This window comes from Deefgea tanakiae (genome assembly GCF_019665765.1).
GTDB lineage: Bacteria > Pseudomonadota > Gammaproteobacteria > Burkholderiales > Chitinibacteraceae > Deefgea > Deefgea tanakiae.
Genome location: NZ_CP081150.1, coordinates 542,475 through 557,059, shown reverse-complemented (window position 1 = coordinate 557,059; position 14,585 = coordinate 542,475). Strand labels below are relative to the sequence as shown.

Here is a 14,585-nt window from a genome sequence, read left to right as displayed (position 1 = left end):
CATTATGCAAACCGTATCTACCAAGCCTTACCTACTTCGTGCCATCCATGAATGGTGCTCTGACCAAGGTTTTACACCTTATTTGGTCGTTGCTGTTCGCGGCAAAATGCAAGTACCGATGGAATATGTCAAAAATGGTGAGATCGTCCTCAATACCAGTTATAGCGCCTGCCGTAACCTATTGATTGCAAATGATTTCATTACTTTCTCTGCCCGCTTTAATGGTGTTTCGCGCGATATTGTGATTCCCGTTGGCGCAGTCATTTCTATTTTCTCACGAGAAAATGGCGAAGGTATGGGCTTTGAATATGAAGATACTTTGGGTGATGCTGATGGCGCTCCTGAAAGTTCTCCAGAGAGCCAAGCGGATGGTGATGGCCCACAAGAGCCACCACCACGGCCTACAGGGAAACCCACATTACGCGTTGTGAAGTAAAACGATTACGATAAAAAAGACCCGCTCTATCAGCGGGTCTTTTTGATTCTACAGCTAGTAACGTGGTTTCTAGAAATGCTTATTCTGCATCGACCGAGTCTTCTACAGCAGCTGCCACAGGCACCGAACGCTCCAGCACCGCAGCAAAGAAAGCGTCGGTTTGATGTTGATGTGGTGTCAATTGCAAATATTCATTTGCCAATTCAATCTCAACGCGTTCTTTTTTCAATATCTCTCGCGCATCCAACAATTTGAATTCAGGATGTGTAGCCAAGAATGCCGTTACAATTGCTTCATTTTCACTGGACAAAAAGCTGCAGGTCGCATAAACCAAACGACCGCCCTGCTTCACCATCCGCGATGCTGAATTCAAAATAGCGATTTGTTTTGCATTCAGTTCTGAGACGCTTTGTGGCGTTTGACGGGCTTTCAAATCCGGATTGCGGCGCAAAGTGCCCATGCCTGAACAAGGCGCATCGACCAAAACCACATCCATCTTGCCAGCAAGACGCTTAATTTTTTGATCGGACTCGCTCGCAATCAATTGCGGATGAACATTCGAGAGGCCTGAACGCGCCAAACGAGGTTTCAAATTCGACAAGCGTTTTTCAGAAATATCAAACGCATACAAACGCCCCGTGTTTTGCATCATGGCACCGAGCAGCAGGGTCTTGCCACCTGCTCCAGCGCAAAAATCAGCGACCATCTGACCCCGTTTCGCGCCACACAAAAGCCCCAGCAACTGACTGCCTTCGTCTTGCACTTCAACGCGACCTTCCAAAAACGCTTTGTATTTATTGATCGCAGGCTTGCCTTCTACGCGCAAACCCCATGGTGAAAATGGCGTTAGCGTCGTATTGATATCACCTACCGCTTTCAATTCCGCAGCGACCGCATCACGTTTGGCTTTAATACCATTCACGCGCAAATCAAGCGGCGCTGATTGCAACATCGATTGGCCTAGCTCTAAAATCTGCTCTTCGGTTTTACCTTCTGCCAATAAAGCTTCTACCGCCCACTGGGGTAATGCTGCGCGCACATTTAATGGCGCATCACGCAATGCCATACCCTTCATACCAGCTGCACGTTCTTTGTCATTATCACCAAACACGGCAGGCAATTCGCGTAAATTTAAGTGCTTGATACGGGTAAAGTAAGCCAACAATAAATCACGTGTGCTTGGCATCTTGTTGCCTTCTTCACCGCCCGCCAACCAATCAAGTTGCGGCAAATGACGCAAAACGCTGAATACCGTTTCAGCAACCACCGCGCGATCTTTTGGTCCCAGATTTTTGTTTTCACGGAAGTGACGTGATACCACCGCATCAGCGGGCGCATTAAAACCGAGTGCGGAATTAAGCACATCGAGCGTGGCAGAAAGTTGAATCGGCGTCATATTAAGTCTCTTATCTTGTTTGAATATTCGGATTAGGGCGATTTAGAACGGTTTTGCCATCAATAATGATTTCATTGGCAGATACATCAAACACACCGTCTTTACCCAAAGTAAAAATCATACGAACGGGGATATGGTGCCAACGGGGAGCAAGCCAATACTCCACTTGCCTATCCTCCCATTGCGCAGAGAGCACCACCGTTTCGATTTCTTGATCACCGATCTTGAGTTTATTTTGCGCTTTAATCACAAACTCAACATCGGCATAACGTTTACGGCCATTGAACAAGGCAAATTTTTTGCCTTGCTTGGGCTGCAATGCAAATTGCAAAGCGGCCGATAATAAATCTTGGTCTCCCATTTGAATGGCTTCGGTGCGATCTGAATCAGGCGAACCCAAAGTCGCCAAGCCCTTCACCCAATCAAACTGCGAGACATTTCTAGGCGTCGTCGTGTCATTGCGAAACTCAGCAAAGCGTAGCGGCACAACAACCTCTTTCTCAATCCGGCCTTCGCTCAGCCAAGTCATTTTTCGGCCTAATGGCTGCGTGGTCAATTGCAAAGCATAATGCTCAGGCGTGATTTCCCACGTCATCTTCGCATTAAAAATACTCAAAAAATAGGAAATTTCTACTTTTTTCGGATAAGACGCGATGACAGGTTTAACGGTTCGCGGCGCAGCCAACGAACACACTGCAAAGCAGCACAACACAAAACCCAAGAGTGCTTTCATTTAAGGCCTACGCTGCTGTTGGTCACGCGGCGCAATCCATTCCAGCACCTTTCGCCCATCAAGTGAAACCTCTTTGGCCAATACCTCAAAACTACCGCCATCTTTGCCTAAATTAATACTCATTTTCACCGGCAAATTATTCCACTGTGGTGCCAGCCAAAAATCGACCTGCCTATCATCCCACTTCGCGCGCATCAATACCGCATCCACTTTGGTCGTACCCAAAGTTAAAGTCGCTTCACCTTTTAGCTCAAAAACCGCATTCGGGTAGCGTTTTCTCCCACTAAACAACGCCATCTCATAACTCGGATGCTTGCTTCCCATAAAGGCCAAATGAAGCGCAGCGGAGAGTAAATCTTGATCACCAGGTTCGATAGGCTCTATTTTCTGATTATTGGGTGGCCCGATACGTGCCGTATCATTGCCCCAATCAAAAACCGCTTCATTTTTCGGCGCTTTATCAACACCAGGACTCAAATCAGCAAAGCGCAGCGGCTTCACACCATTGCGCGCATTGATTTCACCTTCACTCAAATAGAGAATGTGCCGGCCAGCAGGATTGGCTTTGAGCTGCAAAGCATAACGATCTTTTTCTATCTTCCACGTCATGCGGGCATCAAATACAGTCCAGTAATAGCCGATCTCTACCACACGCGGAAACCGCTTACTCGCTTCCGTATCAATTTGCGTCGCCACCCGCGACGCTTGCACTGCAGAGGCTGTTGCTACATTAACCTGCACAGGTGCACTCGCAACGACTTCGCGTGCATGGGTCAACGCGGAGGCAACCTGCACCTCGCTCGCAGTTATTGATTGAGTCGCTACTGCAGATGCAGATTCTTTACCCACCGCGTCAATCAGCACAGATTTAGACTTAGCCGCGCTGGCGACCTGTTTAGTCTTAACTATGGGTTTTTCAACTGCAATCTTGGGCGCGATGGGCTGCAAATACACCATCTGCTTTTCAGCGGGTTTCACATTAGCTAACTCAGCTGGTTTTTCGTCCTCATCCAAACTTTGCTCATCCAACTTGCGATCAGTTTTTTTCAGTTCGGTTTGCGAAAACTCAGGCTGAGTGAACCATGCATAAATTGGCTCGGCCAAAATGGTAGCCAGATGCATCACAATTGATGCGACCAAAGCAATCCAAATGAACCAGCGCAAATACTTCATTAAATTAGGCACTCGGTGCTTGCAAGTAAGCGTCTGAACTCGCCGGCGCAGTCACACGGACCTGCTTACCCACCACACTTAATTGGTCGGCAACAAACCACTGCACTACCTTTGGATAGAGTTGATGCTCTTGTACCAAAATGCGCTGCGCTAAAGTTTCTGCGCTGTCGTCGAGCATTACCGGCACAGCCGCTTGCGCAATAATTGGCCCGCTATCAAGCTCAGCCGTAACAAAATGCACCGTACAACCCGCCAATTTCACGCCTTCATCAATCGCCCGCTGATGCGTATTTACGCCAATAAAAGCAGGCAATAGCGAGGGATGGACGTTAATCAAACGATTCACGTAATGATTGACGAAATCAGCCGTCAAAATTCGCATAAAGCCAGCCAACACGACGAGATCAGGCGCAAAACCATCAATCAGCTCAGCCAAGGCCACATCAAATGCAGCGCGGTCTGCAAATAGTTTGTGGTCCAGCACCGCAGTCGTAATCCCACGCTCCGCAGCCCAAGCCAATCCCGCCGCATCGGGGCGATTAGAAATGACTGCCGTAATATGAGCCCCCGCAATCTGCGCATTCACGATGGACTGCATATTGCTGCCACGACCTGAAATCAAAATAACGATATTTTTTTTCATTTTTACAAAAAGAGTGACGTATATGAATGCAGCAATTATCAATCAATAGCCACATTCATATACCTACTCAACAACAACTAAAAAACAAAACCACAATAAAAAAAGCGAGACCAAGAGGCCTCGCCCTTTTGAATTCACAGCAAATTAAGCAACTTGAGTTTGATGCTCTTCGCCAACGCGAGCACGCACAGTACCTAGTTGATACACCGTTTCGCCTTCAGCTTCGAGTAATGCAGTCGCAGCAGCAGCATCTTCAGCAGCCATAATCACCACCATGCCCACGCCACAGTTAAACGTTTTGTACATTTCTTGCGGGGCGACATTCCCTTGCTCTTGCAGCCATTGGAACAATTTTGGCATCGTCCAGCTTTTTGCATCGATTTGAGCAACGACATTAGCTGGCAATACGCGTGGTACGTTTTCAGTAATACCGCCGCCAGTGATGTGTGCCATGCCTTTGACGGTCATTTCAGCCATTAATTTCAACAAAGGCTTCACGTAAATACGCGTCGGTGCCATCACCACGTCACCCAAGCTCTTGCCACCATCAAATTCAGCCGCGTAATCCGCATCCGCAAGATGCAAAATCTTACGAATCAGCGAGTAGCCATTTGAATGCGCGCCGTTTGAAGCCAAGCCCAACACCACATCGCCAGCGGCAATTGTTTCGCCAGTAATGATTTTGCTTTTTTCAACGACGCCTACAGCAAACCCAGCCAAATCGTATTCGCCAACCGGGTACATCCCAGGCATTTCAGCCGTTTCGCCGCCAGTTAATGCGCAACCAGCTTGCTCGCAACCTGCGGCAATGCCTTTAATCACTTCAGTCGCGCTATCCACATCCAGCTTGCCGCAAGCAAAGTAATCAAGAAAAAATAGTGGCTCAGCGCCTTGAACCAAAATATCGTTCACGCTCATGCCAACCAAATCGATACCGACGGTGTCATGGCGATTCAATTCAAACGCTAACTTCAATTTTGTACCCACACCATCGGTGCCGGAAACCAGAACTGGCTCTTGGAATTTTTTGCTAATTTCAACGAGCGCGCCAAAACCGCCAATACCACCCAACACTTCAGGGCGCATCGTGCGTTTAGCAAACGGTTTAATGTTCTCAACGAGCTGGTCACCAGCGTCGATATCTACACCGGCATCGCGGTAACTCAGACTTTGTTTGGACATGGATTTGGGCCTCGTACTTAGGTGATCTGGGCTGAAGGAGGGTTTCGCAGCGAAGGAAACGGTTGCATCGCTGTCAAAATACCCGCCGTGTGCGTTAGAATAGACGTCACATTCAGCAAACCACGCATTTTATATCAAAATTGCCACTTCGCCTGCCCCCATTATCGGGAAGAATGCGTTTTCAACGCATAAATTGCCATCGTTTGCCCCAAGGTCAGCCTGAATGAACCAGCTCGTCCTCGATTTACAGCTCCCGCAACCCAAAAGTTTTGATGACTTTGTACGCGGAGAAAATGCCGAACTGCTTTTTCAGCTCGGTCAATGGGCCAGCGGCGACACTTCGGTGCGCGCTTTGTATCTGTGGGGCGAACACGGCGCAGGTAAAAGTTATCTACTCGCCGCTGCGCAGGAGCGCCTTGCTACTCACCACACGGTGCATCTGATCAACGCGCAAGACAATATGCTGCCGCAAGAACTAGCGAGTGATGCCGCGCTCATTGTTGATAATGTGGAAAGCTTAGACGCCGAGCAGCAGATTGTATTATTCGATCATTACAATACATTGCGTGAAGGTACGGGACGGATTTTGGTGAGCGGTCATTTACCACCGATGTTGCTACCACTGCGGATTGATCTGACGACACGCTTGGGTTGGGGATTGATTTATCAGCTAAAAACCTTATCCGACACCGACAAAGCCGCCGCGCTGCAACGCCACGCACGTAGCCTTGGTTTTGAACTGTCCGAAGAACTTGTTGACTACCTCATGCGACACGCCGAACGCGACTTGCCGAGCCTGTACCGGCAAATCGAAAGTATTAATACTTTATCTTTGTCAAAACAACGCCCCGTGACGCTGTCACTGCTGCGTGAAGCACTCAAAGCATAATACGTATATCGACGTAACCATTATTTAATAATATCTAGATCAATATACCCGCAACAAACCGTTTGGCGAACTCAAAGCACATTGCGCAGTGTCGGGCGCACAAAATAAAGCCGACACGAAGTCGGCTTTAAAATCACCATAATCCAGCTGTCCGCTATGGCAAAACGCGCACCGCCAAAGTCGCAGTACCCGTTGCAGCCCAACAATCAGTATCTTTCTGATAATTATCTGCGGTGGGGGCTGCACCTTTCGTTGCAGAGCTGCGCACAATACCCGCATCTGGGTTGCCATCATCAATGGCCGCATCTAGTGCGCATACAAAGCGAACATCTACTTTTGTCGTGGCCGCAGGTACACCAACAACCATATAATTTGTCCCAGCCACCAACCTAGCAGCTGAAATTGCTGAAGTCGCATCGGTGATTGACCAAGCGTCGCCAAATACACTTTTAATGTCAGCATCAGTTAAAATATTTGTATTTTTCAACACCTGTAATGCAGCAACAGGCTCATCACTCCCCTTCAAGCTCCCGTCCCTTCCTGTAGTTGCAGCACACTTCGTTACAGTAGTAGACGTTGATTCAGCGGTAGTGCAAGCATCCCCAGGGTAAGCACCGTACTTATCAAAATAGGTATTAAAGCCCGCCTGCATTTTATTCACCTGCGCAGACATATTTTTGACCTTCGCCCCATCAATCAAATCCTTTCCTTTAAATGCAGCGCCCAAAATCAGCCCAATAATCACCAGTACAATCGCCAATTCAACCAAGGTAAAACCACGTTGCAGCTTCATTTCATCCACCCCTATCAAATTTTTAACTTTCGTAATCAAAGATAGGCAAGAAATCAGCGGCACGCCAAATTTTCGACAAAACAGTGGAGCAAACTCGCGCCCTCAGCCACAAAATACAGAAGGCCAGCAAGTCATCGTTCAGCATAAAATAGCAATTTAAAGCGAATGAAATAAAGTACTAGAAAATTACTGCGCTAAAATAACGGGCTCGAACTTTACCAGCCTAGGCCTGTTCGAGAGCCGCCGGAAACGCACGCAAGGAGAATCACTCGCCCGCGTACTGAGCGGGCCCTGCCTAACTTGCCGTGGAGAAATCAAAGCTGCACCATCGATTTGCTATGAGACACTGCGGGGAATCTGACGTGAGGCGCGCCAATTCAATGCCAAAGAATACCGAATTTTAGCGTCGTCATCGGTCATCGACATGCTCCTCGACGAAGAGCCAGCCAACTTAGCGCAACTGGCTGACTTCATCAAAAAACCGATTTATCTGCAGATAGACACTGCGTACAAGCAAGAACAGCTCAACACGGCACAACCCCTAGGTATTACCCCCTAGCTATTAATTATTAACGCATAGGGGCAATACCCAAGAAGCGATTAAATTTATTCTTGCTACCCGCAGGTTGAGTAGGCCGAAAAATGAAGCTATATTTTTGGGGTTAGGAAAATTCACATAAATGATCACGTACATCATGATCAGGTTTAAATCCAGACACACAGCGCTGCAGCACATCGATAATTTTGCGTGAATCATTTGAGACACAAGCAACACTTAAATCTGCAATCGACTGCTCAAGCTCATCCAAAGTTAAACAGCCCTCATTCGCTTTCATGATCCGAGGATGCTCGGTACCGCTGACATTGTCGCCAATCAGCAATTCCTCGTAGAGCTTTTCACCAGGACGTAAGCCTGAAAACTCAATTGCGATATCGCCATTTAGATTTTTTTCATCACGCACAGTGTAGCCACTCAAGTGAACCATACGTCGCGCCAAATCTACAATTCGTACGGGCGAGCCCATGTCCAGCACAAATACCTCGCCATTGCCACCCATTGCACCAGCTTGAATCACCAATTGTGATGCCTCAGGAATCGTCATAAAGAAACGATTGATCTCAGGATGCGTCACCTTGACAGGCCCGCCAGCGGCAATCTGCTTGCGAAACAATGGCACAACCGAACCACTGGAACCAAGTACATTACCAAACCGAACCATACTAAAGCGCGTTTTTACCGATGAATCAAGCGCATAAGCCTGCAGCGCCAATTCAGCCATGCGCTTACTTGCGCCCATGATATTAGTCGGCCGCACAGCTTTATCGGTTGAAATCAATACAAAAGACTCAACCCCCGCTTCGATGGCCGCCGCCGCAGCTGAGCGCGTACCAAAAGCATTATTTAAAATGCCCTCAGTAATATTGAATTCAACCAAAGGAACATGTTTATACGCTGCAGCGTGATACACAGTCTGAACATGATAACGCGCCATAATCGCAGCAAGGCGCATACCATTTTGCACCGAGCCTAATACAGGGTGAATTGCAATCTGCACCCCCTGCTCACGAATAATTTGGCTTAACTCCTGTTCGATTGAATAGAGTGCAAACTCGGAAAGCTCATACAAAACTAATGCGACAGGCTGGTTTTTAATGATCTGACGGCAAAGCTCAGAACCAATCGAGCCACCAGCCCCCGTCACCATTACGACTTGACTTGCAATATTTCGAGCCAGTAATTCTTTATTGGGTGGAACCGGCTCACGACCCAATAATTCATCGACCCCAACTTCACGGGCGTCCGCTAATCGTACCTCACCACTGACCAAGTCGGCCATGCCTGGCAAAATACGAACTTCGACCGCCAAAGGCTCAAGCTGATTAACAATTTCGATCTGCCTTGAGCGTGATGCTGAGGGTATCGCCAATAAAATTTGATCTACTTTTTTTGACTCTACCCACTGTAACATTTGGGCATTACTAATAACCTTCAGTCCGCCAATTTGCAGACCTTGCTGTTGCAACGAATCATCGACATAGCCAACAGGCTCATATTCTTGACCCGTACGCAGTGCCACCGCCAATTGCCGCCCAGCACTACCTGCACCATAAATCAGTACATTTTTTCTATTCTGTGAAAGTGGCGCTAATTGACGCAAAATTGAACGCGCACCAAATCGACTAGCGATAATAATAGCCGTTGCCAGTAGCCAGAAAATCACTAAAGAACCACGCGGAATACCGGTAATTTGGAAAAATTGAATAGCAGCAACAAAAGCAATGACAGCTAAACTCACTGCCGTTGCAATCGTTAAAACCGCTTTATCTTCAATATAACGAATGACTGCGCGGTATAAGCCAAATCGGATAAAAATTGGCGCCGCAATAATTGATGGTAATAAAAAAACCCACCAAGAAAAATGAACAGGATAACGCCAATCATCCAAGCGCAGCGCAATCGCAACCCATAAAGCCAATGGCAGCAAAACAAAATCAGCAGCCAAAATAATCAGGCTTTTGGTCGCACGAGATAAATATGAAAGACGACGAATCATAAAATTACTAGCGCCCTACAACGTAGCTTGATTTAAAACGGCACGTACGCCATTGCAAACCAAATCCATATCTGTATCAGTTAATGTTGGGTGCACCAAAAACATCAAACTAGTTTCGCCTAATTGACGAGCCACTTCAAGCCGCTGCGCAGGCCGCCAAGAAGTACCGTCAAATGCTTTTTCCAAATACACTTCAGAACACGAACCCTGATAGCAAGGCACACCCAAGTCAGCAAGCGCATCAATAATTCGATCACGCGACCAACCTTCTTTCAATTGAGTGGGCTCGACAAATAAATAATGCTTGTATTGTGCATGCTGAATATGCGCGGGGATAGCAGGAAGACGAATGCAAGCAAAGTCTCTAGCAATCTGATCAATTCTTTCTGCATTAGCTTGACGTTGGTTAGTCCACTCAACCATACGGCGAAGTTGAATCCGGCCAATCACGGCCTGCATTTCCATCATGCGCCAATTGGTGCCAAAAGAATCGTGTACCCAGCGAAAACCAGGGGGATGCTGACGCTCATATACCGCCTCCCAAGATTTGCCATGATCTTTATATGACCACATTTTTCGCCAAAGCTGCTCGTCATTCGTTGTGACCATGCCGCCCTCACCACCAGTCGTCATGATTTTGTCCTGACAAAATGACCAAGCCGCAATATGCCCAATCGAGCCTACCGAACGATCTTTATATTTTGCGCCATGGGCCTGAGCGCAATCTTCAATAACATACAAGCCTTTTTCCTGCGCCAAAGCCATGATGTCATCCATTTCACACGGCCAACCCGCCAGATGAACGCAAATAATTGCTTTGGTATTGGGCGTCAGCACAGCTCGAATTGTTTCAGCCGTAATATTTTGACTATCGAGATCGACATCTGAAAAAATCGGATTTGCTCCTGCAGTCACGATACTACTAGCTGACGCCAAAAAGGTACGCGAAGTGACGATCACATCATCGTCAGCACCAATTCCCAGAGCCTTAAAAGCCACATCCAACGCTAAAGTACCATTGGACAAGGCAACTGCATATTTTGCCTCAGACCAAACGGCAAATTCTTTTTCAAACTCGCGGCATTCGGAACCAGTCCAGTAATTGACTTTATTTGAAAGCAATACGCGCTGAACCGCTTCAGCTTCTTCACCAGTAAAACTGGGCCAAGGCGCTAATTGATTATTTAACATTTTTTCTCACTACATAAAATCCGTGCTGGAACGCCAGCCACTGTGACAGAATCAACAATATCGGTAACAACCACTGCGCCGGCGCCAATCATGACATTAGCGCCAATATTCACCAACTGTTTGATACTTGAACCAATACCAATCCAACTTTTTTCACCAACATGAACCCCACCTGCCAGATGAGCACCTGGGCAAATATGAACCCCATCTGCCAGCACACAATCATGGTCAACCGTAGATGAAGTATTGATCAATGCAGCCACACCAACAGACGTATCAACCTGAACCACAGAATTGGCAAGCACTACAGAGCCATACCCAATCATTGAAAAAGGACTAATCACAGCGGAAGGGTGGACAATTGTCACAACAGGTAAATCAAGCAGTGCAAGCTGCTGAGTTTTCTCAAGCCTAATCTTGTTATTACCAATCCCGACAACAACGCCATCAAATGGCAATATTCTCATCAGTAAAGCCGCTGTGTTACCAACAATCGGCCAGCGGCCATTCATTTCTTTCTCTGGCCAAGCATCATCGTAAAAAATAACTTCATCCCAACCCGACAGCAATGCAGCATCGGCAATGACTTTACCATGCCCGCTCGCCCCCAGAATGGCCAATCGCCTCATTTCTGACCTCCTGTAAATCGTTCAATTGTGACATGCCCTTTCGCACTAATTCCATCACGAATAATCACTTTCTTAACAGTCAGAATAAGAATTTTGACATCAAGCCAAATTGACTGATTGTCAACATACCAAACATCAAATTTAAACTTATCATCCCACGAAATCGCATTACGACCATTAACTTGAGCCCAACCAGTAATACCAGGCCTTACATTATGACGGCGAGCCTGCTCTTCCGAATAAAAAGGCACATACTCCATTAGCAATGGACGCGGACCAACTAAGCTTAAATCTCCAAGCAAAACATTAAATAATTGCGGCAACTCATCCAAACTACTTTTTCGCAAAAATAAGCCAAAAGATGTTAAACGATCAGCGTCAGGCAAGAGTTCACCAAGATCGTCACGAGCATTAGTCATTGTTCTAAATTTAAAAACCTTAAAAGGTTTACCATACAAGCCAGGGCGGATTTGACAAAATAAAACTGGCCATCCAAGTAATAAAGCAACGAACAAAGCAATCAATAATATCACTGGAAATAAAAGAATAATAGCAAACAATGCACATAGAAAATCAAAGCAACGCTTCATCAACACACCCTAGGAACGCTTCTCAATTACGTTTTTAAAAACATCAATAAATTTATTACAACCTACTTCTAGGGATAAATTCTTCTGATAAAAATTTGAACCATTCAATCCCATTTTTGACAATTCATCCTTTGAACTATTGGCAAAATCTAAAATAGCCTGTGCAAGTTCCATAACATCTTGAGAATTAACACATATTCCAGCTTGAGCCTCACGAACTAAATCAGCCGCATCACCTCGAACAGCCATCAAAACTGGTTTACCAACAGCTAAATAGGCTTGAGTTTTAGAAGGGACCGTAATAGAAAATAATGGATCATCTTTCAGGTGAACCAACAAAACGTCTGCTGCCGACAAAACTCGGCCAATTTGACTCATTGGCATTTGCGGCAGAAACAAAATGTTGGAAATTTTCTCATCTTCTGCGCGCTTCCTGAGCCGAACAACTTCAAGCCCACCGCCAACCATCACCATCAGTACTTGCGGTGCAGTCGATGATATTAGCTTTGCTGCATCCAATACAGTATCCAAGCCTTGCGCCTTGCCCATATTTCCTGCGAAAACCACATTAAATCGTCCATTTGATGCAAGTTCATGCGAATCACATGTAACTATATTCTGCAAAGCCTGCTCATCACACCAATTGTAAATTACCTCTATTTTCTGAGCTGGAACACCACGTTCAACTAATTTAAGCTTAAAACCCGGTGAAAGAACGACTAACTTTGTAGCTGATTTATATACAAAACTACAAAGGGTCGAAACAATCGATAAAGCCCTCTTATTATTAACCATTCCTGTCGCAGCCAGTGTATCTGGCCATAAATCCTGAATATCATAAATAAATGGAACTCGCCGAAACAGCGACACAATTGATGCCGACAAGCCAACAGTTAGTGGAGGATGATAGACATAAACAATATCAGGCTTGCGAACACCAAAAATTCCATACAAACATGAGCTCATTGCAAAACTTGCATAATTAAAAACGCGCTTTAATGCAGAGCCATCGTGACTTGGATATAAGGGAACACGGTTAATGCGAACACCATCAATAATCTCGACCTGCCGCCATTTAATCCGATACCCTAGATAAATTTTACCCCCCGGATAATTTGGAAAACCGGTTATTACTTCAACCTCATGCCCTTTTGCTTGCAGGGCACGCGCAAATACCAAGCCTTTAAAAGTCGGTTCAGGATCAAACCATTGAGTAATTATTAGTATTCGCACAGCAGCCCTTAACTTTTCTTCCACACAACCCGATTTACATAGTCGGTATAACTATGAATAATTCGAACAACCTTATCAGAAACATTAGGCATTGAATAATCAGCAACGGGTCTTAACAAGCGAATATCTGCTCTTGGTTGATCAGCCAAGATTTCCAATGCTTGTAATACTCTATCAATATCAAGCCCAGTCATCATCACTGATGCTTCTTCCATTGCTTCAGGACGTTCGTGCGCTTCGCGAATATTCACTGCGGGGAAATTCAATATGGAAGACTCTTCCGATATCGTTCCGCTATCTGATAAGACAGCGCGTGCATCGCGTTGCAAGCGGACGTAGTCTTTAAACCCCAATGGTTTTAGCAACTGCACCATAGGGTGGAATTGAATACCTTTGGCATCAATTCGTTTCTGAGTTCTTGGATGAGTAGAAACAATAACAGGCTCATTATATTTCTCTGCGACGCCATTTAAAGTCTCAGCTAACTTTGCTAAGTTAATATCAGAATCAATATTTTCTTCACGGTGTGCACTAACAACAAAATAATTGCCAGCAGTCAAGCCTAGGCGGCTCAATGCATCTGAAGCATCAATGCCTTCGCGATAATGCGTCAACACTTCACACATTGGACTGCCGGTTTTAATAATACGATCCGCAGGCAAACCTTCACGCAACAAATATTCGCGTGCAATATCGCTGTACGTCATATTGATATCAGCGGTGTGATCAACAATTTTTCGATTAGTTTCTTCTGGAACACGCTGATCAAAACAGCGATTTCCAGCTTCCATATGGAAAATTGGGATTTTCCGACGCTTGGCTGGAATTGCAGCTAAACAGCTATTGGTATCGCCCAGCACCAACATTGCATCAGGATTAATTTTCTCTAATGCGCCATCAACAGCAATAATCACTTGCCCAATTGTTTCTGCTGCATTTTTTCCAGCAGCATTGAGGAAGAAATCTGGTTTGCGCACACCTAAATCATCAAAGAAAATTTGATTTAACTCGTAATCATAATTTTGCCCAGTATGAATCAAGGTATGGTCGCAATATTGATCCAATTTAGCCAAAACACGCGATAAACGGATAATTTCTGGACGAGTACCAACCACTGTTGCTACTTTTAGCTTTTTCATTTA

At 45.9% G+C, this 14,585-nt stretch carries 15 protein-coding genes; 3 read left to right on the top strand and 12 right to left on the bottom strand.

Annotated features, from left to right (window positions below; genetic code table 11):
* The first annotated feature begins 4 nt into the window (after positions 1–4).
* On the top strand, positions 5–436 hold the full coding sequence (locus K4H28_RS02620; RefSeq protein ID WP_221006819.1) for a ClpXP protease specificity-enhancing factor: 432 nt from the start codon (positions 5–7) through the stop codon (positions 434–436).
* A 79-nt stretch (positions 437–515) separates the two neighbouring features.
* Here K4H28_RS02620 and K4H28_RS02615 read toward each other — a convergent pair whose 3' ends face one another.
* The 5 genes from K4H28_RS02615 to purM all read right to left on the bottom strand — a co-directional run bounded on the left by K4H28_RS02615 (position 516) and on the right by purM (position 5,563).
* Positions 516–1,832 carry an RsmB/NOP family class I SAM-dependent RNA methyltransferase gene (locus K4H28_RS02615; protein WP_221006817.1) on the bottom strand — a complete coding sequence of 439 codons (1,317 nt, stop codon included), beginning with the start codon at positions 1,830–1,832 and terminating at the stop codon, positions 516–518.
* Positions 1,833–1,842: 10 nt separating this feature from the next.
* A complete protein-coding gene (locus K4H28_RS02610) occupies positions 1,843–2,565 on the bottom strand; it encodes a DUF3108 domain-containing protein (protein WP_221006815.1) in 723 nt (240 codons plus the stop codon).
* Positions 2,566–3,738 carry a DUF3108 domain-containing protein gene (locus K4H28_RS02605; protein WP_221006813.1) on the bottom strand — a complete coding sequence of 391 codons (1,173 nt, stop codon included), beginning with the start codon at positions 3,736–3,738 and terminating at the stop codon, positions 2,566–2,568.
* Between the two features lie 4 nt (positions 3,739–3,742).
* A complete protein-coding gene (gene purN / locus K4H28_RS02600; RefSeq protein WP_221006811.1) occupies positions 3,743–4,381 on the bottom strand; it encodes a phosphoribosylglycinamide formyltransferase in 639 nt (212 codons plus the stop codon).
* A gap of 144 nt (positions 4,382–4,525) precedes the next feature.
* Entirely contained in the window at positions 4,526–5,563 is a 1,038-nt protein-coding gene (gene purM, locus K4H28_RS02595; RefSeq protein WP_221006808.1) for a phosphoribosylformylglycinamidine cyclo-ligase, read from the bottom strand.
* A gap of 223 nt (positions 5,564–5,786) precedes the next feature.
* Between purM and hda the strand changes: the two genes are divergently transcribed.
* On the top strand, positions 5,787–6,452 hold the full coding sequence (hda, locus tag K4H28_RS02590; RefSeq protein WP_221006806.1) for a DnaA regulatory inactivator Hda: 666 nt from the start codon (positions 5,787–5,789) through the stop codon (positions 6,450–6,452).
* 154 nt (positions 6,453–6,606) lie between these two features.
* On the opposite strand, the gene K4H28_RS02585 is transcribed toward hda, so the two are convergent.
* On the bottom strand, positions 6,607–7,245 hold the full coding sequence (locus K4H28_RS02585) for a prepilin-type N-terminal cleavage/methylation domain-containing protein (RefSeq protein WP_221006804.1): 639 nt from the start codon (positions 7,243–7,245) through the stop codon (positions 6,607–6,609).
* A gap of 424 nt (positions 7,246–7,669) precedes the next feature.
* Between K4H28_RS02585 and K4H28_RS16695 the strand changes: the two genes are divergently transcribed.
* A complete protein-coding gene (locus K4H28_RS16695; protein ID WP_255573596.1) occupies positions 7,670–7,804 on the top strand; it encodes a hypothetical protein in 135 nt (44 codons plus the stop codon).
* 103 nt (positions 7,805–7,907) lie between these two features.
* Here K4H28_RS16695 and K4H28_RS02580 read toward each other — a convergent pair whose 3' ends face one another.
* The 6 genes from K4H28_RS02580 to wecB are packed head-to-tail and all read right to left on the bottom strand — an operon-like array spanning position 7,908 to position 14,582.
* Entirely contained in the window at positions 7,908–9,800 is a 1,893-nt protein-coding gene (locus K4H28_RS02580; protein ID WP_221006803.1) for a polysaccharide biosynthesis protein, read from the bottom strand.
* Positions 9,801–9,815: 15 nt separating this feature from the next.
* Positions 9,816–10,991, bottom strand: a complete 1,176-nt coding sequence (locus K4H28_RS02575) for a DegT/DnrJ/EryC1/StrS family aminotransferase (protein WP_221006802.1) — start codon at positions 10,989–10,991, stop codon at positions 9,816–9,818.
* A complete protein-coding gene (locus tag K4H28_RS02570) occupies positions 10,985–11,620 on the bottom strand; it encodes an acetyltransferase (RefSeq protein WP_221006800.1) in 636 nt (211 codons plus the stop codon). The genes K4H28_RS02575 and K4H28_RS02570 overlap by 7 nt, the downstream gene beginning before the upstream one ends.
* Positions 11,617–12,210, bottom strand: coding sequence for a sugar transferase (locus tag K4H28_RS02565; protein WP_221006799.1), 594 nt, complete (start codon positions 12,208–12,210; stop codon positions 11,617–11,619). Before K4H28_RS02565 ends, K4H28_RS02570 begins: the two co-directional genes overlap by 4 nt.
* Positions 12,211–12,219: 9 nt before the next feature.
* Positions 12,220–13,467 carry a glycosyltransferase family 4 protein gene (locus K4H28_RS02560; RefSeq protein ID WP_221006798.1) on the bottom strand — a complete coding sequence of 416 codons (1,248 nt, stop codon included), beginning with the start codon at positions 13,465–13,467 and terminating at the stop codon, positions 12,220–12,222.
* Entirely contained in the window at positions 13,452–14,582 is a 1,131-nt protein-coding gene (gene wecB, locus K4H28_RS02555; protein ID WP_221006797.1) for a non-hydrolyzing UDP-N-acetylglucosamine 2-epimerase, read from the bottom strand. Before wecB ends, K4H28_RS02560 begins: the two co-directional genes overlap by 16 nt.
* Positions 14,583–14,585 lie beyond the last annotated feature (3 nt).

Excerpts from the sequence above, each read along its gene's own strand:
- K4H28_RS02620 (WP_221006819.1), top strand. The coding sequence starts at position 5 with ATGCAAACCGTATCTACCAAGCCTTACCTACTTCGTGCCATCCATGAA.
- K4H28_RS02615 (WP_221006817.1), bottom strand. The coding sequence starts at position 1,832 with ATGACGCCGATTCAACTTTCTGCCACGCTCGATGTGCTTAATTCCGCA.
- K4H28_RS02610 (WP_221006815.1), bottom strand. The coding sequence starts at position 2,565 with ATGAAAGCACTCTTGGGTTTTGTGTTGTGCTGCTTTGCAGTGTGTTCG.
- K4H28_RS02605 (WP_221006813.1), bottom strand. The coding sequence starts at position 3,738 with ATGAAGTATTTGCGCTGGTTCATTTGGATTGCTTTGGTCGCATCAATT.
- purN (WP_221006811.1), bottom strand. The coding sequence starts at position 4,381 with ATGAAAAAAAATATCGTTATTTTGATTTCAGGTCGTGGCAGCAATATG.
- purM (WP_221006808.1), bottom strand. The coding sequence starts at position 5,563 with ATGTCCAAACAAAGTCTGAGTTACCGCGATGCCGGTGTAGATATCGAC.
- hda (WP_221006806.1), top strand. The coding sequence starts at position 5,787 with ATGAACCAGCTCGTCCTCGATTTACAGCTCCCGCAACCCAAAAGTTTT.
- K4H28_RS02585 (WP_221006804.1), bottom strand. The coding sequence starts at position 7,245 with ATGAAGCTGCAACGTGGTTTTACCTTGGTTGAATTGGCGATTGTACTG.
- K4H28_RS16695 (WP_255573596.1), top strand. The coding sequence starts at position 7,670 with ATGCTCCTCGACGAAGAGCCAGCCAACTTAGCGCAACTGGCTGACTTC.
- K4H28_RS02580 (WP_221006803.1), bottom strand. The coding sequence starts at position 9,800 with ATGATTCGTCGTCTTTCATATTTATCTCGTGCGACCAAAAGCCTGATT.
- K4H28_RS02575 (WP_221006802.1), bottom strand. The coding sequence starts at position 10,991 with ATGTTAAATAATCAATTAGCGCCTTGGCCCAGTTTTACTGGTGAAGAA.
- K4H28_RS02570 (WP_221006800.1), bottom strand. The coding sequence starts at position 11,620 with ATGAGGCGATTGGCCATTCTGGGGGCGAGCGGGCATGGTAAAGTCATT.
- K4H28_RS02565 (WP_221006799.1), bottom strand. The coding sequence starts at position 12,210 with ATGAAGCGTTGCTTTGATTTTCTATGTGCATTGTTTGCTATTATTCTT.
- wecB (WP_221006797.1), bottom strand. The coding sequence starts at position 14,582 with ATGAAAAAGCTAAAAGTAGCAACAGTGGTTGGTACTCGTCCAGAAATT.